A 20,973-nucleotide genomic window follows, 5' to 3' on the forward strand; every position below is an offset into this window, starting at 1 on the left:
TCTATGTTTGACTTACAAGTTGGTCATACTTGTATATTTTGTCAGCATTTAACCGTATGCATATAGAAACTTTGCACAATATAGACATACGCTGTCATATCACCCTCCTATAATACGTCGCGATATAGACAGAGGTTATTGTTATGAAATTAAAAACAGTGTCAGTTTGTGCACTTTTGGTATTGCTTGCAGGTTGCCAGCAGGAAAACCCAAGCCAAGCGACACAATTAACAACCTCGGCAGATGTATGTAATACACAAGGAAACATGCCAGGTGGGTGGAATGAGTTTAATGCTACCCCTGATGCACAAAAGGCAATGGCTTTTGTTTTGAAAAGAATGGACACAATAGCGTCGTTCAAACAAATACTGAACGTTCACGCGCAAATCGTTAGCGGCGTCAACTATGCCATTGAGTTTGAATTGGATGATGGCTCTATTTGGAATACAGTTGTTTATCGCAACCTAGATGGTGAGTATGCGATTACCCAATCGCCAAAAGAAGGCCACTTTTGCGAACAGTAGCGATTAAGTAAGAAAGCCCCTAGATAGGGGCTTTGGGTTTTGTGATAGCAACTGAATTAGACAGCGAAGCTACATTGAGATTTGACCGATACTGTCGAACCGACTCTTGATGGTTCAACATCAATCCTCTGCGCCATTTGTTCTTTTAACTCAGAAACGTGAGAAATAACACCGATCATGCGTCCAGTCTGTTGTAAATCCACTAGCGTTTGAATCGCGAGATCCAAAGATTCTGGGTCTAAACTACCGAACCCCTCATCAATGAATAAAGTGTCTAAACGGATACCACCACTATAGGATTGCACAACATCCGACAAGCCAAGCGCCAAAGCAAGCGCTGCCATAAACGATTCACCACCGGAAAGTGTCGCAACATCACGTGTTTTTCCTGTGTAACCATCTTCAACCATTAAATCTAAGCCGCGACCCGCAGCGCCTTTGAAGCCCTCTGTTTTTCGAGCAAGAATATAGCGCCCTTTACTCATGAGGCTTAAACGTTGAGAGGCCTGAATCAACACATCATCCAACAGTACACCAAGAACAAAGCGATGCAGGCTAACCCTGCTGCCTGTTTTACCGCTGGCAACGTCGTATAACGTACCAAACACTTTGTACTCTTCTTCTAACTTACTATTTTTCTCATGCAGCGTATCAATATCTTTACGAACTTTTTCAATTCGCTCAAAGGTTGAGCGCGTGGTATCGAGCTGATTCCTTACTTCAATATACTGCGCCTGCAGAGTGGTTAAGCTGTCGTTAAGCGAATCCAAGTCCGGTCTTTCAAGCGCTTTCAATGCATGGTTTAAATCATGTAGTGTTTGTTCAAGCTTGGTTTGTGTCTGTTTGAAGTTGTCTATTTCTTTCTGCCACGCTTGAAGCTCATCATCTGTCACTCTGCTATTTAGATAACTGCTTTCATCCTCAAATTTACTCGCCTGTAATGCCTCATTCCACGCTAATTCTGCTTGGCTAAGCTTTTGTTCTGACTCAGATAGCCACTGCTTGTTCGTCACTAACTGACTTTCAGCATTCGATTGCGCTAATACCGCTTGCTGCAAAGCGTTTTGCGCCTTTTCTAAACCTGTATTCAAGGTCAGAATTTGCTCTTTTGTGAGCAAAATGTCACGCTCAAGTGCATCAACGGAACTGTATTTCGGATCAATGGAAGCTTGTAATTGAGTCAATTGTTCTTGGTTTGCTTGAACGGTTGATTCATTTGCCGCCATTTGATTCTGCAACTCATGAATTTTATTTTCACCCACTAAGCAGCGTTGATTAAGCTGTTCAACGTTCTTTTCTAGCTTTTCAATATCAATAGATTGTAGACGTAGAAGTTGATCATTAAGCGCCTGCAACTCAGTTTGAACCGTCGAGATCTCAGATGCTGCATGCTCACCAAGCTCTTCTTTCAACTGGTCGATTTGATTCTGATGCTGAATAATGACAACGTTATGTTGTTCTTGCTGATTACTTAGCTGGTTCAGTGAGGTTTGAGCTTCTCTTTCTTTCACTCTGGCAGCCTGAACTTGCTCTTTTGTAACGACTTCTTCAACAAACGTCGCAGGGTTAGGATGCGCTTGGCTGCCACATACCGGACATGCTTCACCTGCCTTTAGTCGCTGCGCTAATACTGCCGCTTGAGCGTTGTGCCACTTAAGCTCTATCGTATCAGCGGCTTGTTGACACTGCATATAGCGCTGACTGGCCTCCTGTAATGACTGCTGCTTGCTTACGGTTAACGCCGTGAGTTTAGAGAGCTCCAAAGTAAGACCATGCAGCTTTTGTAGATCCTGTAGTAGTCGTTGTTTTTGTTTTATTTCCGCATCGATGCTGCCAACAAGCGCAACATCTACTCGGGCTTGCTCTAGATCTTTCTGGCCCTGTTGCGCCTGAAACGCCAACTTGTCTTTCAGCTCTATGTACTGTTTTAACGTTGCTTCAAATTGTTGCTTTTGTTGATGACCTGCCGTTATTTTTCTTTCCAAGTTGGCTTTTTCAAGCAACTTGTCTTTCATGCTTTCAAGTTGATACTGCAGTTGCGTTAACTGTGGGACTTTTGCCGCGGCTTCTTTTGCACTTTGCTGCAAGTTTTCTTTTTCTTTCGTAACAGCATTGGCTTTATCAAGGCTCTCTTTCAAAGCTACGATTTTTTGTCTGAGCTCTTGAGTTTGAGTTTTTGCATTTTGTAATGAGACGTAGGGTAATTCTATCTTATTGGCATTTTTAGCATTTTCTAATTGCTGTTGACGAACTTTTATCGAGTCTGAGTGTTCTAGATGCAGCTTGAGTGCGTTTTCTGCTTGCTCTCGTTTCGAAAACTCTCCATTAATAGTTTCCGCTTTTTGCAATTCAGATTTAGCAATATTTAGCTTATCTAACGAAGCTTGTTCTTTCTTTCTATCGACCTCTAGCTGCTCAGTTGCTTGTTCGAGCTGGTGTAATAATTCCTGCTCTGAACTCACTCCTGCAACTTGTAAAGCGCCTCGAATTTGATTATCAAATTCATCTTTCGCTTTACTGATTGCGCTCGCTTTATCTTTGAGCGCGTACTCAATTTTTTTATATATGTCCGTTTGAAAGAGCTGACCAAAAATTTCTTCGCGCTCTTTAGAACTAGCAAGCAACAGCTCCCGGAATTTTCCTTGAGGCAATACCATTACTTGGCGAAATTGCGTTTCATTCAAACCAATAATATTGCTCACTTCTGTTTTAACTTGAGTCGTCTTGCTAGTGATGAGCTTTTCGGTCTCGCCGAGTTCATAAAGAGCCGCAGTGTGCTTTTTTACCGTCATCCCTTCACCACGCGCTTTGGGCGCTTCCTGCTCTGGAGATCGCACAACTCGGTATTGTTTGCCATGTAACGAAAATTCTAGAACGACTTCGGTTGGTAAGTCTTGCGCCGATAAGTCACATCGCATCTGGATGCCTTGCCGCTCATTACCGGTAGTTTCACCGTAAAGGGCAAAGCAAATGGCATCTAAGATCGACGTTTTACCTGAGCCTGTAGGACCATTAATCAAAAACAGAGGGTTACGGCCAAGCTTTTCAAAGTCAATGACTTCGGTTTTTGCAAACGGACCAAAGGCTTGCATGGTAAGTTTAATTGGTTTCATCTTTGGTCCCTATTGCTGTGATAATTGCTTAATAATGTCAGTAACGGCTTGTTCTTGCTCTTGGGATAATTGACTATCTTGTGCCTCAATAAAAAAGTCTCGGAACATATCAATTTCGCTTCGGGCCAACTTTGCTTGCGCCATTTCCTGCTCTACCCCAATTAACATACCCGGTTTCTCAAGATGTAAAACGTTTGGATACACCGAACGAAGCTTTTCCATTGGATTTAAAATCGCATGTTTATCCATCAAACGAACGAACAAATAATCTTCATTTTTAGGGTCAGTCTTGCCCTGCTCTATGACTTTATCTAGCTCTCCCTCAACAATGCGCATTTCATGAGGGGCAATTAGCTCAATATGTTTAGCAGAGACAAATCCTTTCTTGTCTAGTTCGACTAACGTGAAGCCTTTCTTCTGGTTCTGTTCACCAAAACTATACTTCATAAGTGAACCAGAATAACGGATATGCTCTGCGCCTTTCTTCTGAGGCTGATGTAAATGACCAAGTGCGACGTAGTCGAAATCTAAGAAATGCTCATGACTTACGCGATCAGAGCCACCAATAGATAGTGGTCGTTCAGAGTCAGACTCAATAGCACCATCAACAAAACAGTGGCTAACGAGAACACGCCTTTGCTCTGAAATGAAATGCTCTCTTATTTGCTCTACAAGCAGTTGATGTGCCTCATCATGAGTTGATACCGAGGTTTTGTAGGCAAATCTGACCTGTTCAGGGTCGTTATAAGGCATGCCATAAAACGCTACCTCACCCGCAGAGTCCGTTTTTATGATGATGGGAGTTAGCATATCTTCAAAGTTACTAACAATATGAAGGCCTGCATTTTTCATTTGCTCTGAGCCAAAACCTAATCGTTCTGCACCATCATGGTTGCCAGATATCAATATCATCGGTGTTTTCAGTTCAGTACAAATACGCTTCACGACTCGATTTAGCAGTTCTATTGCAACCGTTGGTGGCACCGAACGGTCATAAATATCTCCCGCCACTACAACGGCATCGACGGGGTTGTGTTCAATATAGTTAATCAGTTGTTCGAGTACTGCTTGTTGATCTTCGAGTAGTGATACATTGTGGAATTGTCGACCAAGATGCCAATCTGAGGTGTGGATAAACTTCATTCGAATTCACTTTCCGCCAAATCTTTAAGCAAGGTTTGCTCCTGCAAGAATCCGAATTTCAGCCGTGTAAACATCAGAGTATTACGTGACTGGCTGAATCTGGCACAAACCAAAGCTCAATTTATTTAATTTGGGTTAGGATATCTTGAGTCGAACAGCTTTTCATGTAGTTTATGTTCTATGGTTCACTATTTCACCGGAAAGCGAGAAGAACGTTGTATAAACACCTTTTAAGCAACATTAAGTGATGGTCTCGAGTAAACATAACCGTCACATTTAAACCATTAAAAGCCAACGTTTAGAAGGGACAAACTAGATCCAGAACTACTCGTTATGCCAATTGTATAGAACTCCCACCGTATAACCATCTGGCTCGATATCAGCTTGTAAAACGTGGAAGTCTGAGTTGAGGCTACTTCTTTGATGCTCCTCAATCATTAACACTTTTAAAACACCTCCGCATGCGCCCAGCCCTCCTAGTTTAACATCAATAAATTGATACTGAGTTTGATCGGTCACCCAGGGAGACAAGAGTTGCATAGCATTTAACCATCGAGGCTCATCTCCATCAATGGATAAATGCAACTCACTAAGTGAGTGATCACACCCTACTCCAAGTTGTTTGAACACTTTATCGACAGCAATGCTTTGTTGTTTGGTATCTAAATCAATTCGAACATCATCAGTAACAAGGCCGGACTGTTGAAAAAAGCACTTCGTCAAAATGATCGAGTTTTGAGATTTGGCATGCTCTTCTGCATCGCGAGCAATTTCTATAGCCAGTATCCAAGTTGCTTGTGTTTCGTTAACTTCACGGTTTATCCGATTTAGCGCCATCAAGAACGCCGCTTGACCATAAGGATAAAAATAAATTTCTCTATTGGCAGAGTTACCAAGGATAAGAGAAAACTCGTTTATCAATGCCTTAAGCAAGCTTTTATCTACCGAAGACGGTAAAAGAACACAGATATTCCCTTTGATATCACTTTGCTCCAGTATCTCGCGCTTAGAGCGCACAAGATTTAATATCTGCTCATACAGTGATTGATCAGGATAGGATCTTGGTGTTTCTGCGGGCAATCTAAAACATTCGTTAGCTATATCACGAACAGTGTATGGCCTGCCATTAATGGCAAGAAGATGAGTTTGAAATGCGAGTGGCATCTAGCCTCCGATTAAAACCGTAGGCATGCCAGACAGAATTTTACCACCATGAGACGTTGAATCCCCGACCCTTGCCGCTGGCTTACCGTTGATTGTAACGCTAGAAGAGCCTGCTGAGATGCTATCCGGAGGACCTATACAGATAAGCTTATCTCCCTGCCTAGCCGCTGGAATGCCGCCAATTGTCACGTTTGGCGAGCCAACTACGACCGGGCCACCTACATGAGGAATTTTTCCTGTTTTTTTAGGACAAAGATGAAAGCTGCCCAATATTGCGGCTGGTTTACCCACTTTAAATCACCTTAGTTCAATGAAATTTGCCCAGCTTTAAGAGCGATAGCAGAGCCGTTAATAGATATTTTATTGCCTTTGATGTTGATTTCTCCGGAACTAGACATCTGAATCGAAGCGCCACCGACTTTGATCTCGATACTCTTTCCTGCATTAAAAGACAACACTTCACCCGTTTCATTAGAAAAGTTTTTACCTACTTTCAAGGTCGCATTCTTGCCAACCTCTTGATTGACATCATTCGTCACTTTTTCGGTTTTACTGTTTTCAACGGCAATATCAACACAGTCTTCAACTAGCATTTGGAAAAGTTTTTCGGCATGAAGATAGATGTGTTCTTCACCGGGTTTGTCATCAAAGCGCAACTCATTAAAATTAGATGTGCCTTTTTGTACAGAACGCGATTTATAACCACTTTGAGAGCTTTGCTCTGGTAACGTGTAGGGAGGGAGTTGACTACCATTGTACAGTGACCCCGTAACAATTGGCTGGTCAGGATCGCCATTGACAAACTCGACGATGACCTCATGTCCTACTCTAGGATGAAACACCGAGCCCCATCCGTTACCCGCGATATTTTGCGCAACACGAATCCAACATGAACTGTTTACATCGTATTTGCCAGCACGATCCCAGTGAAACTGAACTTTAATACGACCGTGTTTGTCTATGTAAATTTCGCCATCTTTGTTTCCCGTTACCACTGCGGTTTGCAAACCTTTCATCTGAGGTTTCGGATAGTTCACAGAAGGGCGAAGGATTGTTTTTGAGTCAACACAACTAAATGATACTTTAACACCTTGCGCAGCAGTGCCACCTTGACCAGTCTGATTATAAACAGCCGCAGATAAAAAAACGGCGGACAGTACGTATTCTTTGCCGACTCGAGACTTATCTTCATGCTTTTTAAACTTAAAGCACTTTCCCACACTGAACGTTCGACACGTTGCCTCGCCACGACACAGATATGCGTTTTGCTGTAGTGCTTCTATAGCGTGCGTGTTTCTAAGTGCGTATTGATCATCACTTTCCGTTTCACCCATGTATTCAAAATACTCGCTTTCAGGCACGGTAAAAAAATCACTTTCACCCTTGGCAGTATTTTTAGGATTAGACGAAGGCTTAAGCATGTTATAGCCAGACTTTTGGCTTGCTTTAGTCGTCAAAACTTGGGTTTCATGCCAAGAAGAAATATGGCTAGACTTAGCCGTACCTGTATCAAAATCGACTAAAAACTCTGTACCCGGCTTATAGAAACTGATGTCATCAAAAATCTTAAGCGTGTGGACAGACTTAGTGTGTGTGAAACAGAACGATAGCCCTTCTTCTGACAATAAGCGTCGGACAAATTCAAGGTCTGACTCTTCATATTGCACTTTGTATGTGTATTTAGGGTACGACTTAGTTAACTCAAAACTAAAGGCGACACTATGCTCCGAGAGTACTTCGGAGATAATTTCTTTTATATCTTTATGCTGAAATATTCTGCAATTTTTTCTATAATCGGCGAAACGTAATTTAGGCTCTATTAATAACTCTATATTTTTATAATTCTCACCATTATGAGTATTAGAAACTCGTTGCCCTTCTAATCTTGCAGCAGATACATAACCATGTATATAACGAGGTTTTGAAGAAACATCCTCACTATTTTCAAGGGTAATTGTTACTTCTTTACCAATTATTTCGTTTAACTCACTTCGTTGATCATTAAAGTAAGCTTTAGCACGCAATGAAAAAAGTTCTGAGATCTCTTCTCTATACTCAAATGAGTTTAGTATGATGGCATCTTTTCCGAATGGAGAGGAAATTCGGATGAAATTGTTATCTTGAGTTGCTCTTTTCATTAAATACTTCTTTCAAAAAATGCGGGGGAATATTCCCCCGCATAAAAATTACATTTGTTGACCTTTAACACCGCTGTAGCCGTATACCAATGGCGCAGAAGTGTTGTTTTTATCGTCAGTAGGAGTCACTGTCATCATCATTTCAGTGTAAGAAATAGTGATGGTTTCAACTGGACGATCATCCTGGATAGAAACTGAGTAGTTAGAAATCATCGCATCAGTCAGTTCGATCTTCATGATTTCTTCAACTTTCTCACCTTGCTTAGTAATATGGAAAACCGCAGGTTTACCTTTACCAATTGTCGCTTCTTTAAATAAGTCAGGAGAAGAACGGTCTTGAAGTTTAGTGATAGTCAAATCATATAGACGAGTAGCGCTCGCTTCACGGTCCATCGCTGTACCAGTGTATGATGAGATCTCACGACCTACACTCCAATCTACAGATAGTAGTGTAATCAAATCCTTATATTGCTCGGCAGTTGCCTCACCCTTAATATCTGCGTATTTAAGATACGTATTAGACTGCATGCTAATCTCCTATAGCATTATTAATTGACATATATCGTAGTAATTTAATTATCTGACGTTTGATGATAATTAGTGATTAATGTATCAAAAACTTCATTTTAAATACGCCCTGTTATATCTTTAAATAAGACTTAATTTAAGCGTTTTTTATAAAAAATAATAGTTAATATGAACCAACTCCCAATTATTATTGAGAGTGTAAAGGATGTTAAACTATTGAGACATCAAGTCCACTAGTTGTACCTTTAACAATAATTTCATCAAACGTCTTATCATTAAGAATTGCATGCAATATTTCATGAGAAATCTTAGGAAGTAATGTGTTTTCTATGGTTGTCTGTACCACACGTGCACCGCTCCCCGACTCATTACTATTGTCTACAATATCATTAATTAGTTCTTCATCAAAAAATAGGTCAGCGCCGTAATTTTTACGAATGCGATTCGTAACTTTGGCTAATTTTAATTTTGTTATTTCTATCAATACTTCTCTTGATAGAGGCAAATAAGGTAATACATTAACACGTCCTAAAAATGCAGGTTTAAAGTCAACCAACAAATCGTCACGCAAAGCATCTTTTAGTGCTGAAGGTTCTGGAGATAAATCAGGATCAGAATACAAAGACATCGTCGTTTCGGTCCCTGTATTCGCGGTCATAATAATAATAGTGTTTTTAAAATCTATATCGCGACCTTCACCATCTTTAATTGAGCCTTTATCGAATACCTGATAAAAAATATCTTGAACTCCAGGGTGTGCTTTTTCCATTTCATCCAAGAGAATCACACTATAAGGTTTGCGTCTGACGGCTTCAGTAAGTACACCACCTTCGCCATACCCAACATAACCAGGAGGCGAGCCTAATAATAAGGAAACTTTGTGCTCTTCTTTAAACTCGGACATATTGATAGTTGTGACATTCTCTTCACTGCCGTACACTTTCTCTGCAATAGCTAAAGCAGATTCAGTTTTACCCACTCCACTTGGTCCCGTGAGAAGAAATACACCATTTGGTCGTGTCTCATCCGTGAGCTGTGCACTGGCAGTTTTTATCACTTCAGACATGACTTCCAAAGCGTGATCCTGTCCGACAACTCGTTTACACAAACTCTCTTTCAAACTCAGTACAGCTTGGATTTCATCATCCTGAAGTTTGCCCAGTGGTATCCCGGTCCAATCTGAAATTACTTCTGCAACAAGCGCTTCATTGACATGCGAAAATACTAATGGCTGCGAGTTAGCGGAGAGGCTACTTTCGAGCTCTTGTAACTTGTCCCTAGCAGTCTCAGAACCCTCCTTGATTATTTGAGCTCTAAGTGACTTAGCTTCACTTACCCACTCTTTTTCTTTCTCCCACAGCATCTCTAGTTCAACTATTTCACTAGATAGAACATCAATCTCTTTTCTGACATCTTGCAACTGCATATCAAGAGGTGCACCTAGCTGACTTTCTTGGCTTAGGTGCTCATACTCAGCTTGCTTAGCTTTTAGTTTATTCCTTTTCGCATCTAGACCTCCCGGTGTAGACGATTGACTTAACGCGACTCGCGAGCAGGCTGTGTCTAAAACAGACACAGCCTTATCTGGCAGTTGTCGGCCATTAATGTATCGAGCTGAGAGTTGAACGGCAGCATTGAGAGCCTGGCTAGTGATGTGGACGTCATGGTGTTGTGCCATTACATCAAGTAAACCACGTAACATCTCGACCGCAAGCTCAGGCGCTGGCTCGTCGACCTTCACTACTTGAAAGCGTCTGGTAAGAGCCGCGTCTTTTTCAAAATACTTTTTATATTCTGCCCAAGTTGTTGCTGCGATCGTTCTGAGTTCACCTCTCGCTAACGCTGGCTTTAGAATATTCGCTGCATCACCTTGTCCTGCTTGTCCCCCACCACCAATCAGACCATGTGCTTCATCGATAAACAAAATAATGGGTTGTGGTGCGTCGTTAACTTCTTTCACAAGGTTTTTAAGTCTGTTTTCAAACTCACCTTTCATGCCAGCACCAGCTTGCAATAACGCCAGATCCAAAGACTTAATCGCTACATTTTGTAGAGCAGGAGGTACATCGCCATCAATAATCTTTTGCGCCAAACCTTCAACAACGGCTGTTTTTCCAACGCCAGCTTCACCAGTTAGAATCGGGTTGTTTTGTCGACGTCTTAATAAGATGTCGATCATTAAACGGATTTCATTGTCTCTACCAATAACCGGATCTATCTTACCTTCCCTAGCCTGCTCAGTAAGATCTGTTGTAAATTGATTCAGCGCAGAATTCGCGTTTGATTTCCCTAGGTCATTCGATCCTGATTGACGCGTATTACTTTCTTTAAAGTTCAATAACCGAGATGGTTCTATCTTGTTTAACTCAGGGCTAATCGAACCAGCCATGTTGACTAACGTATCATCAGACAAGTAGGCAAATAAAAGATGAATGCAATCCAACTGCTCCTGATTGAACTCAATCGTTGCCGATAGCAAAGCATTTTGCATCACAGTCACTGTGTGAGCTGAAAGACCTGGGACCGATTGACATCCCGTTTTGTATTTTTCAAGTGTCTTTTGAAGATCAGTTTCAACCTTGATTTTATCGACATCAAATTCGTCGAAAACTTCTGAATAAATATCGGCAGGATGTTGAATAATCGTCATTAACCAGTGAGACATTTCAATACTGTGATGGGTTCGAGAGCTTGCCATCGCAGCTGCTTGTTCAAGTGTTTCCTTAGCCTGAGGAGACAATCTTTCGACCAACGCTGAAAGTGAGAGTGAAGCCATTATGTTTCCTTTAAATAGTAATTGTTATGGTTCGATCTTTTGTGCGTTTATGTTTTTTAAGTACAGAACCAACACCTAACTGACCATGTTTTTTTGATAAACAAACTTGAGGTAATAAACTATGTTTGGTGGTGAGCTGCCATTTCACTTGCTTATGCTTACCAATAAATTCATAAGCCGCACGTTTAATAATTTCTACATTTGGATGGTTAGGCAGTAATTTACTAACCAGATCTCTGTGCTTTGGCAGAAACTCGATCGTTGTTCCTGCGTTTATATTCCAAGCTTTCGAGCCTAAGGATGCTCCGGAACCAAGTTGAGCAAACTGCCCTTCTGGCATAGTTCGAGATGAAAGACGTGTTTGCTCTTCTTTTGCAAGATGTAGCCACTGCCCTTGAAACTCATGAATCTTTACTTGGCATCCAGATAAACATTCAAGAACACTTTTTAGTCCAGCTTTACTTCTCGTCGGTGAAGCAAAAACACCACCATAGTGCAGGGACAAAGAACTACCCTGCCCAGTTAATGCCGATTTACAATCTTCTAAAGGTGAACGTAATCCCTGTGCATGAGCACGAGACTGAACGGTCAATTGACTTAGTTGCCAGCATCGATAGTAAAGAGACAGTAAACGATGGTTAAAAATATCGTAGAAGTCCACCATTGCCGTATCGCCTTCTTTTTGACGATGCAAAGCTAACTCGCTGTAGTGCTGAGGAAGCACCCCCTGCTCACCCGTTAGGCCTATCAGATTAGTTTCTAGTGCTAGCTTGTGGCTATCAATATGTTTCAGATCGCAAAGCTGCGCATTTTCAAAACCTAACGATGGGTTGACCTTTAGGTTTAGTTTTTCATGCTTAGGTAGAGCATCTGTCCCTATTTGTGCCTCGGCTTGCAAGATCTCGTGTTCGATAAGGTGAATTGCTTCAAACAACGGATGTTGCTTTAGATCTCGATAAAATTGCTCCGCGATCATAGCAACGCCTTATCGCCAGTTAATGCAGGCCATAAGTGGAAGGGTTTTCCCGTTGACTTAAGTCTTATTTCTAGCTGCGTAAAAATGTTAATTTCAGCATATTGTGCAAAGTAAACGGATAAAACACTACCTAGGAGGAAGATTTGCTCTTTAGGTAAAATTTGATCAGAAACCGTCAAAATGATTTTTATACCGTGCGCAAAACCAACTTTACCTTTCTGACTTACTCTGCCTGTAGTCGGCTCGAACTCTAACTTCGCTAAAGCATCAATTACCGCTTTCGTTTCTGCGGTCCCAGAAAATGCATAGAGATTCAGAGTTTGCTTCAAAGTTGTTAATCCATCTTCTTCGGTAAAGTGGTTTAAAGTTAGAAGCTTAGTTAGCTGCCATCGTGTACTTTCATCCATTTCTGGCCGGAGGGTTTCTGATATAGAAACTAAACAACGAACTGACTCGAAGTTGTCATTTACTTCCGGCAAAGAGACTTTTGGAAGACCGCCTCCAAATGGAAGCTTCTGCGCTAAATTACGATTGCAGCACTCAGCTTCAACGTACATTAACCAGTTTTCTCGGCTCTCTGGACTGAACAATTGATGCCTTTTATCAACAAAAGAAATGTACGTTTCCCTACCCGGCTCATCGTATCCACCAGCCCAGTTTTTATCCTCACGTCTCATCAACCAATAAATTTCACTGGCGTTCATATAATGCGTGTGCTCACCAGCGTGATAACATGGCAGGTTGTGATACGTTTTGTTCCAGTTTCTCAATGTTACGTCAGAAATAGAGACAACCTCGTTACTCTCGGCTTCCTGGTATTGCGGTGATAAGTGGTAATCGTACTCGGTTGGTAGAATACGCTTTGGCTCCATAACACTTTTAAATAAGTTTACGACTGGCACACAACCAACCATCAAGCTCTCTTCATCCACTTGCTTAGGAAGCCAATCATCATTGGTATCAAAGTAAAAATACAGCTCAACTTGCTCTCCAAGAGCTAGTTCTGATAATCCGAGTTCAGTGATATCAAAGAACATGAACTTCTCAGGAAAGTGCAGATACTCAACAAGTAATCTTGCTCCCGAAAAGCTTCTCTTACTGTATGGAACAACCTTCTCATCTTCTGAAAATCCCACTTCAATAAGATGCCTTTTCGTTAAAGAACGGACTTCTTTGCCACCCGCAACGACAGATAAACCAATTAGATTTTGAAATAGCATTTGGTAAAGTTTAAACGTCAACTGAGATTGCCCGTTTAAATAAAAGCGCAACCGTTCTAATCCCATTTCACTCAGAGATGTCTCTTCATCTTGGGCGGTGAGCTGGATTTTCAGAACTGAATGAGCATGGCTTTCCCATTGGGAGCCCACCGATTTAAGCGGTGCGTTTTTGAAAGCGCCAGAGGTCACATCAACAGGGTACATTCTGACCGGATAACAGGTTCTAAACTCGCATTCGTGGTATCCAGGAGCACCGATAACGACTCGCTCACCTTCTTCTACGTCAAAAAAAGAGGAAGTGGAGCTAGAGCAGTTCATCTTAATGACGGACATTGATGGAATTGGTGCGTGAAAATCCGGATATAACTGCCCCATCAAAGATTCAGTGAACTGAGGATAACTATTGTCTAAACTTTGTCTAATCCTTGCCGTTAGAAATGCACAGCCTTCTAGCAATCTTTCTACATGTGGATCGTCAACCTGCTCCTCACTGATACGGAGTCTCGCAGCGATCTTAGGATACTGCTCCCCAAACTCTTGTCCTTTGTGACGTAAATAAGCTAACTCGCGATTATAGTATTTGAGAAACTCTTCACTCATTTCGCTCTACTCAGTTTCATACCTAAATTTACCGGCTCTACTTCAGAATTGAATCGCACTTCATGAATGCTGTTATCGATTAAGCAAGTGGCGCTAATTTGTAACCTCAACACCCTATCAATAGCGTTTTTCTCGTCCGAAATCTGGACATAAGGATTCCTTAACCTAGGCTCGAACTCTTTAATTGCATCATGAACAATGTCACAAAGCTGATTCTGCCCCTCTTGGCTGCTATAAGGCATCGAGGAAAAATCTGGCAGACCATAATTCAATATTGAATAGCGAACCTCTAAAAGGTCATCAGGAATGTTTTTCCATCCGATACGACTATTTAACATAGACTCCAGATCTCTAAGCAAGCTGTTCAACATCTGTTGTTGGCTCGTAGGGAAGTCTTTTTCATCTCTAGTTGAAGGATCACTATCCATCAATTTGTCGAGCAGAGAAACGGTTAAAGACATGTTATTGTTACGCTATTTGTTTCGACTCTAACAATGTAATCAAGTCACAGATTGGGAGGGCTGAATCACCAACTAGCCAACATTTTTGGCCTAAACCCACGAAGGATTCTTGCTCACCAAGCTGTTTCCAATCTGTTTCTCGACCTAGCTTTTGTGCGTCAGTTTCTGAGTCAACATAGGTCAATGGCATATGGCCTTCTCCTTCGCCAAGTCCGTCAATATCAAACTCTACAGGTCGCCAAATACTTTCTAATAAAGAGGTAGGTGCTTTTATTTCTAGCGCTTGAATGCTAGAAATTGGAACAAGAAAATAGTTACCCGCGGTGGAAAACAGTTCAATGTAACCACCTAAACGATCATCAATATCCCTAGCATCTTCATAGTTTGTACCGTTTATGTTAAAGCCTTTAATAGTACGATGCTCTTCAATGCTATGCGCTAGGTGTGACGCTTCTGCATAGTCTTGATTTTTGAGAGCGAGGTTAAAGCGAACAAGCTCTTTAGTGAATTCCTCGTCACCTAATACCTTGGCACTAGCCGCACCGTCGATAAAATCTTTTCTAGCCTGGGCCGCTTTCACTAAATGTCGCAACTGACTTGCACCAGGTAGATACTCAGGAAACAATTTGATCGATTGCATAAGTTGCTCATCCGCACGCTCGAAGTCTCCATCAATGCAAAGCAGCTCAATGAACGAGCTTCTCAAGCTTGCATCTTTAGGCGCCGCTTTAATTTCATCAATTAATAGCTCTAGAGCTTGTTGCAATTGGCCTTGGGACAAAGCATTTTTCCATTGGGTCATTGTTATTTCCTTACACCAAGTGCTCTGGTGATAATTCAGTAATTAATTTAATGCTAGATACCATTTGATCGAGCTGGAAGTGCGGTCGCAAATGGATAACAGAGTAATAGTGTCCTGGAGTTTCTCTTTTCTCTCGAACCGTAATTTTCGCTTCATTTAAGGGGTACTTCGCCCTAAGTTCATCAGATGCTTCATCCGACGCGGTAGTGTACTGATGCAACCATCGTTGAAAGTCTCGCTCAAGGCTTTCTGCATCTTGATATCCACCAATCTTGTCACGCCCCATAACCTTGAGATAATGTGCGACTCGCGACACACACAACGTGTATTGCAACATCGACGTGAGCTTTGCATTCGTTGAAATGTGTTTTTCTGCATATTGCTTAGGCTTGTAGAGAGATACATTCGAGGTCATCCCTACCATATCGGTTTCAGGTACAGGAGAAATAGAAATGAAACCGCATTCAGACAACTCTTGTTCTTTTCTCTCAGAGATCTTTAAGTTTAAAGGACATCTTTCACGGTCATTCTTGCCATTAACACGCATTTTGTTCCTAGTAGGAGCAACGATAATACCCTGACTATAATCCCCTTGCTTAATGCCTCGCATGTGCGTAAACCACCCATGCTCCTGAAACGCTCTAATTGATACGGCCGCAAAACAATACGCGCTACTCCCCCATAGCAAATCGCGATTAGAGTCGTAGACATGCTCTTGAAAGTCGAACTGATCGTTGCGTGAACCATCACTTTTATATGGCTGACGGAATAAAACATTCGGCGCAGTCAGGCCAATAAATTTGGTATCATCGTTGTCTCTCAAACTGCGCCATTTTGCGTAATCTGCCTGTTCAAATTGGGCCGCAATATCTCTTATCGCAGAAAGCTGTGAAAAACTGTCAACACCAAACATCTCCGGCGATGCTGACATAATGAACGGGCTGAATGCTGCCGCTGCAGACTGAGAGATCTTGCTGAGCACAGACAGATCTCTATCAAAATAATTTTTACTCGCATCACAACGAAGTTGATAATCGCCAACTACCACGCCAAAGGGTTCTCCCCCGGCCATGCCATATTCATTTTGATAGAGCAGCTTAAATAGTGCTGATTGGTCAAACTCGATGGCTTTTAGTGCATCTTTACTGACTTCATTCCATGTTGCCGCCAACACCTTGACTTTGACGGAGTCTGATGAGCGAGTGTCGACCTGTTCGCATAAATACCTCACGCCGATCCAACCTCTTTCGAGTTGTTGAAACTCAGGATGATGTATTATTTCGTTTAATTGAGATTCTAATAGCTCATCAATTCGGTTTATCGTGTTCATCACACTATGACGAAAACTGTCCAAATCTCTTGAACGCGTACCTTCTAGCCAAATTCGAGCTGACTCTAAAAGATCAGAAGATTCATTGAATCGAGTCAACCACGGGCTATCAAGCTCAGCATAGCCTCCTGTGCTGAATTCATGCTTTAGCTTGCTGGGATCGCGAAAGTTAAGTGACACTGCTATTTCCATCTAGAACATAACGATTTGGTATGGCTGGCCCTACGACCAGCCAATTCATTTCTTATCCACCCGACTGAGGGATCTTTGCAACAAGTCGCAAAGATGTCGTCAATTCTTCCATTTGCAGCCAAGGCTTAAGCCATGCTACAGCATTGTAAGAACCTGGTGCGCCAGGGATTTCCTTAACCTGGACACGAGCATCTGCTAGAGGGTATTTCGCTCGGATCTCTTGACCACCACCCTCTGAAGCATTTACATAGCCTAGAATCCAGCGGTTCAACCAAGACTCAACGTCTTCTGCTTCCATAAAGCTACCGATTTTATCTCGAGCCATTACCTTCAAATAATGCGCAAAACGAGATGTCGCCATCATGTAAGGTAGACGTGCTGAAATCGCCGCATTAGCCGTTGCTTCTGGAGATTCGTGGTTCGCCGGTTTTTGACAGGTTTGCGCACCGAAGAACACCGCATAGTTGGTGTTTTTGTAGTGACAAAGCGGTAAGAAACCAAGTTTACCCAGCTCTGCCTCACGTCGGTCGGTAATACCAATCTCTGTTGGACACTTCATATCAGGATCGCCATCATCACTCATGAAGAAATGTGTTGGCAAATTATCCACTCGACCACCACCTTCTGCACCACGGATAGCTGTACAGAATCCATATTTTGAGAAGGCGTCTGTTAACTTAACACCAAGAACATACGAAGAGTTCATCCAACAGTAGTCATTATGCTCAGCATTGACAGCAATACCTGACACTGGATCTACTTCGAACTCTTCAAATCCAAATTCCTCAACTGGAGCAGTGGCTTGTCCGTATGGCAAACGAGCCAGAACTTTCGGCATAGTCAGGCTAACAAAACGTGAATCAGCACTCTCACGGAACGAACGCCATTGAGCGTATTCTAGCGACTCAAAGACCTTGTCTAGATCGCGTGGTTTTGACAGTTCAGTCCACTCATCAAAGCCAAATAGTGCTGGTGAGGCCGCGGACAAGAATGGGGAGAAGCCTGAAGCGGCTACATTTGACATTAGGCGCAGCGACTCAATATCCTCTGGGTGGTTGGTAAACTCATAGTCACCAATTAATGCACCATAAGGTTCACCACCTGCACTGCCAAACTCAGACTCGTAAACTTTCTTAAAGATCTGGCTTTGGTCAAATTCAACCGCTTTACTCAAGTCTTTATGTAACTCTTTCTTGGTCATACTCATCATGCGAATTTTCAGAGTAGAGCTCGTCTCTGAGTTCATCACTAGATAATTTAAACCACGCCAAGAACCTTCAAGTTTCTGTAATTCAGGATGATGCATTACTTCAGACAACTGATCAGAAATCTGTTTATCAAGTAAATTAATCGCTTCACGAAAAGTTACCGTTAGGTTTTTGTTCCAAGTAACCGTCCCTTTCATTGCTTCTTCAGTGAGCGTTTTAATTAGCTCTTCAGCACGAGAGGCTTCTGTCTGCTTAGTTGCACCAATAGCTTGATCTAAAAATGAAGTTGTTTGTTCATTAACAGTTGGATCTAACTGCTTTTCAGCTTCAGTCGTCATTATTCCGCTCCTTCAGTACTGTCTGACTTCGCTTGCTTGCCAAGATCTAACTCGCCCGCAAGTTTTGCCAGATTGTCTGTGTTGTTCAAAACATCCTCTAAGATGTTTTCAAGCTCTTCAGAACGGTCAACTTTTGTCATCAAATCACGCAGTTTATTACGCGTTTCCATCAGTTGGCGCAGTGGATCAACTTGATTTACGATCGCAGCGGGCTCAAAGTCTTGCATTGATTTAAAGTTCAAATCCACCTCAAACTGTGAATCGTCGTTCGCAAGCTTGTTCGCAACTTTGAACTTAACCGATGGGTTCATCTTTTTGAGCACATCATCGAAGTTGTCTCGATCGATCTGAATAAAACGGCGGTCTTTCAATGGCTTCAACGCTTCAGTGTTTTGACCAGCGAAGTCACCCATTACACCTACAACAAAAGGTAGCTCTTTCTTAAGAGTTGTACCTTCAGTTTCAACATCATAGGTAATGTGGACACGAGGCTTCCGTACTCGTGACAGTTTCGAGTGGATACTCGTCATACCATTCTCCCTTTATTAATTTTCATTTTGTTCTGCTATGCCAACCAAACGGAAGTAGCTTTTCTTTGCATCTCCGTCGGAGATAAGTTCCGCCAGTAACTCCGGCAGAGGCATTCCACACCAACGAATGATCTGTTCGATGGAGTAAGAAACTGGTGAGTGAGGCTCACTCTCTCTGAAGAAATCAGCCACTTGCTGCAATTGTCTAATCGCCTGCTCTCGTGATTTCATGTTTGTCGCTAATAGTGCATCAGAACTTTGTGAACTCACTTGTTGTTCCGAAGAAGAAGATTCATCCACCTCCTCCAGTTCTTCAAACACAGCTTGTGGTTGATTAAAACGCTCTCCAAGGAGATGCTTTAATGCCGAGTGTATTGATTCAAGCCTTTTTGATATATAAGAGCTAGGAGTGACATCACCTACCGCTTCATCTAATCGCTGACTGAATTCATTAAATGACTCTGTGGCGAACTCCAGATCAGCGATTAGCTCACGATAAAAGGCATCAGAGGTAGATTTAACTGTAGTTGTAATATCAGATAGCTCTGTAGCGCCAAGATCGACTCGATTTCGGCGCTTATCTTCATCTAAACGCTCCAACTCAATAGCTTGCTGATATTCCCAGTAGGCATACGCTTGCTCAACGCCTACGTCAGTAAGCGGGATACAAGCAATAGGGAAAATAAGTGTTCCTTCGCTATCGATACCATTGAGGCCAGTAATCGCCGATATTCTTGTTTCAATACCATCCTCATCAGGCATTGGATAGAGATCATCCCAAAACTTCTCGATGAACTCGGTTGCGAGTTTGTACCCAACGCCCATACCACGAAAACCATGCAATCGAGTTAGAGCCTCTATAAGCCAAGCCACAAACTCTAAATCTTTAGATTGATTCGTAAGTATCTCTGGTACTTCTTCTATAAATACCCGCCATAAGTTACTGTGGGTATAAATACTTTCTTCTTCTATAAGTGCATTGCGCTCTGCATTTCGCGCAGCCATACGCTGATCTTTTAATCGGTAATAAGCAGACTGTGGCGATACATCTTCTCTAGGGTCAACACCTGTGGGATTCTCTTGAGATATAGGAGTCAACGCTTGTTCATACCAATCGAACATCTCACTATTCATAAGACCTCCCTCTAAGAAAAACGGGGATCGTCGCGTCTTCTCTCGTTACTGCTTCAAATTCCGTCTGCGCTTGGCGAACTTTGACTAACGCACAAGTAACGTTATCACTTGCACCTCTCACTAACGCCGAATGCATGAGTGCTAATCCTGCTTGATTTACTGAGTCCGCATACAATGTCCGGTGAATTTCATCACTCGTTAATTCTTTAGAAAGCCCATCACTACACAGAAGAAATTGATCTCCATCAGCCAACTGCCCTGAAACTTGATCAATAGTGATACTCTCATCTACCCCAACAGCTCTGGTAATAACATTTGCGAGAGGATGTGACTCAGCATCTTCAAATGCCAATAACCCTTGATCGACTAAATCCATAACTTGACTATGATCGCGTGTTTTTTGAGAAAAATGACCATTTCTAAGCTGGTAAATTCGGCTATCACCGACCCAAAGACAGTGGTAATACCCGTCCTGGATAAACAACAAAACGAGAGTTGTTCCCATCGTTTTACCGTCTAAGTGATTTTGTGCGTATTGATAAATTTCTAAATTCGCGGCTTGAACCACACTCCGGATATCATCGATATTGGTATTTGGGACATCCTGCATATGGCGCGCGATTCTATCCACTAGCATCTGGCTTGCTATGTCGCCAGCACTATGCCCACCCATTCCATCGGCTACAACCCAAATATGCTGCTCTGTCATATCTAAAAGAGCATCCTCGTTATAAGGGCGTACTTTTCCTGCGTGCGATTTAGCAAAGGTAAAATAGTTCCAATTCATTCTTCTATC

Annotated in this window: 17 protein-coding genes; 1 reads left to right on the forward strand and 16 read right to left on the reverse strand. The window is 42.1% G+C overall.

Features of this window, described 5'->3' with window-relative positions:
- Positions 1 to 143: 143 nt before the first annotated feature.
- Entirely contained in the window at positions 144 to 524 is a 381-nt protein-coding gene (locus tag L3V27_RS04195) for a cystatin domain-containing protein (protein ID WP_005396397.1), read from the forward strand.
- A gap of 56 nt (positions 525 to 580) precedes the next feature.
- On the opposite strand, the gene L3V27_RS04200 is transcribed toward L3V27_RS04195, so the two are convergent.
- The 16 genes from L3V27_RS04200 to L3V27_RS04275 form a co-directional block, all read right to left on the reverse strand.
- Positions 581 to 3,637 carry an SMC family ATPase gene (locus L3V27_RS04200; RefSeq protein ID WP_237311091.1) on the reverse strand — a complete coding sequence of 1,019 codons (3,057 nt, stop codon included), beginning with the start codon at positions 3,635 to 3,637 and terminating at the stop codon, positions 581 to 583.
- A gap of 9 nt (positions 3,638 to 3,646) precedes the next feature.
- Entirely contained in the window at positions 3,647 to 4,780 is a 1,134-nt protein-coding gene (locus tag L3V27_RS04205) for an exonuclease SbcCD subunit D (RefSeq protein WP_237311093.1), read from the reverse strand.
- Positions 4,781 to 5,104: 324 nt separating this feature from the next.
- Positions 5,105 to 5,944, reverse strand: a complete 840-nt coding sequence (locus L3V27_RS04210; RefSeq protein ID WP_167427554.1) for an NAD/NADP transhydrogenase subunit beta — start codon at positions 5,942 to 5,944, stop codon at positions 5,105 to 5,107.
- Entirely contained in the window at positions 5,945 to 6,235 is a 291-nt protein-coding gene (locus L3V27_RS04215; protein WP_005375969.1) for a PAAR domain-containing protein, read from the reverse strand. It abuts the gene before it with no gap.
- 11 nt (positions 6,236 to 6,246) lie between these two features.
- Positions 6,247 to 8,082 carry a type VI secretion system tip protein TssI/VgrG gene (gene tssI, locus L3V27_RS04220; RefSeq protein WP_237311094.1) on the reverse strand — a complete coding sequence of 612 codons (1,836 nt, stop codon included), beginning with the start codon at positions 8,080 to 8,082 and terminating at the stop codon, positions 6,247 to 6,249.
- A 48-nt stretch (positions 8,083 to 8,130) separates the two neighbouring features.
- Complete coding sequence (locus L3V27_RS04225) at positions 8,131 to 8,610, reverse strand: type VI secretion system tube protein Hcp (RefSeq protein WP_005375967.1); 480 nt, start codon at positions 8,608 to 8,610, stop codon at positions 8,131 to 8,133.
- Between the two features lie 208 nt (positions 8,611 to 8,818).
- Positions 8,819 to 11,386 (reverse strand): type VI secretion system ATPase TssH, encoded by a 2,568-nt coding sequence (gene tssH / locus L3V27_RS04230; RefSeq protein ID WP_237308630.1) that lies wholly within the window; start codon positions 11,384 to 11,386, stop codon positions 8,819 to 8,821.
- A 10-nt stretch (positions 11,387 to 11,396) separates the two neighbouring features.
- Positions 11,397 to 12,362, reverse strand: coding sequence for a type VI secretion system baseplate subunit TssG (gene tssG / locus L3V27_RS04235; protein WP_237311096.1), 966 nt, complete (start codon positions 12,360 to 12,362; stop codon positions 11,397 to 11,399).
- The gene (gene tssF / locus L3V27_RS04240; RefSeq protein ID WP_237311098.1) at positions 12,359 to 14,182 is read right to left on the reverse strand and encodes a type VI secretion system baseplate subunit TssF; all 1,824 of its coding nucleotides are present in this window, start codon (positions 14,180 to 14,182) and stop codon (positions 12,359 to 12,361) included. Before tssF ends, tssG begins: the two co-directional genes overlap by 4 nt.
- A complete protein-coding gene (tssE, locus tag L3V27_RS04245; RefSeq protein WP_012842186.1) occupies positions 14,179 to 14,643 on the reverse strand; it encodes a type VI secretion system baseplate subunit TssE in 465 nt (154 codons plus the stop codon). Before tssE ends, tssF begins: the two co-directional genes overlap by 4 nt.
- 7 nt (positions 14,644 to 14,650) lie before the next feature.
- Positions 14,651 to 15,445 carry a type VI secretion system accessory protein TagJ gene (locus L3V27_RS04250; protein WP_104973744.1) on the reverse strand — a complete coding sequence of 265 codons (795 nt, stop codon included), beginning with the start codon at positions 15,443 to 15,445 and terminating at the stop codon, positions 14,651 to 14,653.
- A 10-nt stretch (positions 15,446 to 15,455) separates the two neighbouring features.
- Positions 15,456 to 16,967: a type VI secretion system contractile sheath large subunit gene (gene tssC / locus L3V27_RS04255; RefSeq protein WP_152814361.1), complete on the reverse strand. Its 1,512-nt coding sequence runs from the start codon at positions 16,965 to 16,967 to the stop codon at positions 15,456 to 15,458.
- Between the two features lie 52 nt (positions 16,968 to 17,019).
- The gene (gene tssC / locus L3V27_RS04260; protein WP_005396386.1) at positions 17,020 to 18,513 is read right to left on the reverse strand and encodes a type VI secretion system contractile sheath large subunit; all 1,494 of its coding nucleotides are present in this window, start codon (positions 18,511 to 18,513) and stop codon (positions 17,020 to 17,022) included.
- Positions 18,513 to 19,043 carry a type VI secretion system contractile sheath small subunit gene (tssB, locus tag L3V27_RS04265; RefSeq protein ID WP_053808353.1) on the reverse strand — a complete coding sequence of 177 codons (531 nt, stop codon included), beginning with the start codon at positions 19,041 to 19,043 and terminating at the stop codon, positions 18,513 to 18,515. The genes tssC (L3V27_RS04260) and tssB overlap by 1 nt, the downstream gene beginning before the upstream one ends.
- A 15-nt stretch (positions 19,044 to 19,058) precedes the next feature.
- Entirely contained in the window at positions 19,059 to 20,177 is a 1,119-nt protein-coding gene (gene tssA / locus L3V27_RS04270; protein WP_145473012.1) for a type VI secretion system protein TssA, read from the reverse strand.
- Positions 20,170 to 20,964, reverse strand: a complete 795-nt coding sequence (locus L3V27_RS04275; RefSeq protein ID WP_005398381.1) for a protein phosphatase 2C domain-containing protein — start codon at positions 20,962 to 20,964, stop codon at positions 20,170 to 20,172. Before L3V27_RS04275 ends, tssA begins: the two co-directional genes overlap by 8 nt.
- Between the last annotated feature and the right edge of the window lie 9 nt (positions 20,965 to 20,973).

The organism is Vibrio sp. J2-3(2022) (assembly GCF_021725735.1).
Taxonomy (GTDB): domain Bacteria; phylum Pseudomonadota; class Gammaproteobacteria; order Enterobacterales; family Vibrionaceae; genus Vibrio; species Vibrio diabolicus.

Coding starts and splice junctions, on each gene's coding strand:
- L3V27_RS04195 (WP_005396397.1), top strand. CDS start 144: ATGAAATTAAAAACAGTGTCAGTTTGTGCACTTTTGGTATTGCTTGCA.
- L3V27_RS04200 (WP_237311091.1), bottom strand. CDS start 3,637: ATGAAACCAATTAAACTTACCATGCAAGCCTTTGGTCCGTTTGCAAAA.
- L3V27_RS04205 (WP_237311093.1), bottom strand. CDS start 4,780: ATGAAGTTTATCCACACCTCAGATTGGCATCTTGGTCGACAATTCCAC.
- L3V27_RS04210 (WP_167427554.1), bottom strand. CDS start 5,944: ATGCCACTCGCATTTCAAACTCATCTTCTTGCCATTAATGGCAGGCCA.
- tssI (WP_237311094.1), bottom strand. CDS start 8,082: ATGAAAAGAGCAACTCAAGATAACAATTTCATCCGAATTTCCTCTCCA.
- L3V27_RS04225 (WP_005375967.1), bottom strand. CDS start 8,610: ATGCAGTCTAATACGTATCTTAAATACGCAGATATTAAGGGTGAGGCA.
- tssH (WP_237308630.1), bottom strand. CDS start 11,386: ATGGCTTCACTCTCACTTTCAGCGTTGGTCGAAAGATTGTCTCCTCAG.
- tssG (WP_237311096.1), bottom strand. CDS start 12,362: ATGATCGCGGAGCAATTTTATCGAGATCTAAAGCAACATCCGTTGTTT.
- tssF (WP_237311098.1), bottom strand. CDS start 14,182: ATGAGTGAAGAGTTTCTCAAATACTATAATCGCGAGTTAGCTTATTTA.
- tssE (WP_012842186.1), bottom strand. CDS start 14,643: ATGTCTTTAACCGTTTCTCTGCTCGACAAATTGATGGATAGTGATCCT.
- L3V27_RS04250 (WP_104973744.1), bottom strand. CDS start 15,445: ATGACCCAATGGAAAAATGCTTTGTCCCAAGGCCAATTGCAACAAGCT.
- tssC (WP_152814361.1), bottom strand. CDS start 16,967: ATGGAAATAGCAGTGTCACTTAACTTTCGCGATCCCAGCAAGCTAAAG.
- tssC (WP_005396386.1), bottom strand. CDS start 18,513: ATGACGACTGAAGCTGAAAAGCAGTTAGATCCAACTGTTAATGAACAA.
- tssB (WP_053808353.1), bottom strand. CDS start 19,043: ATGACGAGTATCCACTCGAAACTGTCACGAGTACGGAAGCCTCGTGTC.
- tssA (WP_145473012.1), bottom strand. CDS start 20,177: ATGAATAGTGAGATGTTCGATTGGTATGAACAAGCGTTGACTCCTATA.
- L3V27_RS04275 (WP_005398381.1), bottom strand. CDS start 20,964: ATGAATTGGAACTATTTTACCTTTGCTAAATCGCACGCAGGAAAAGTA.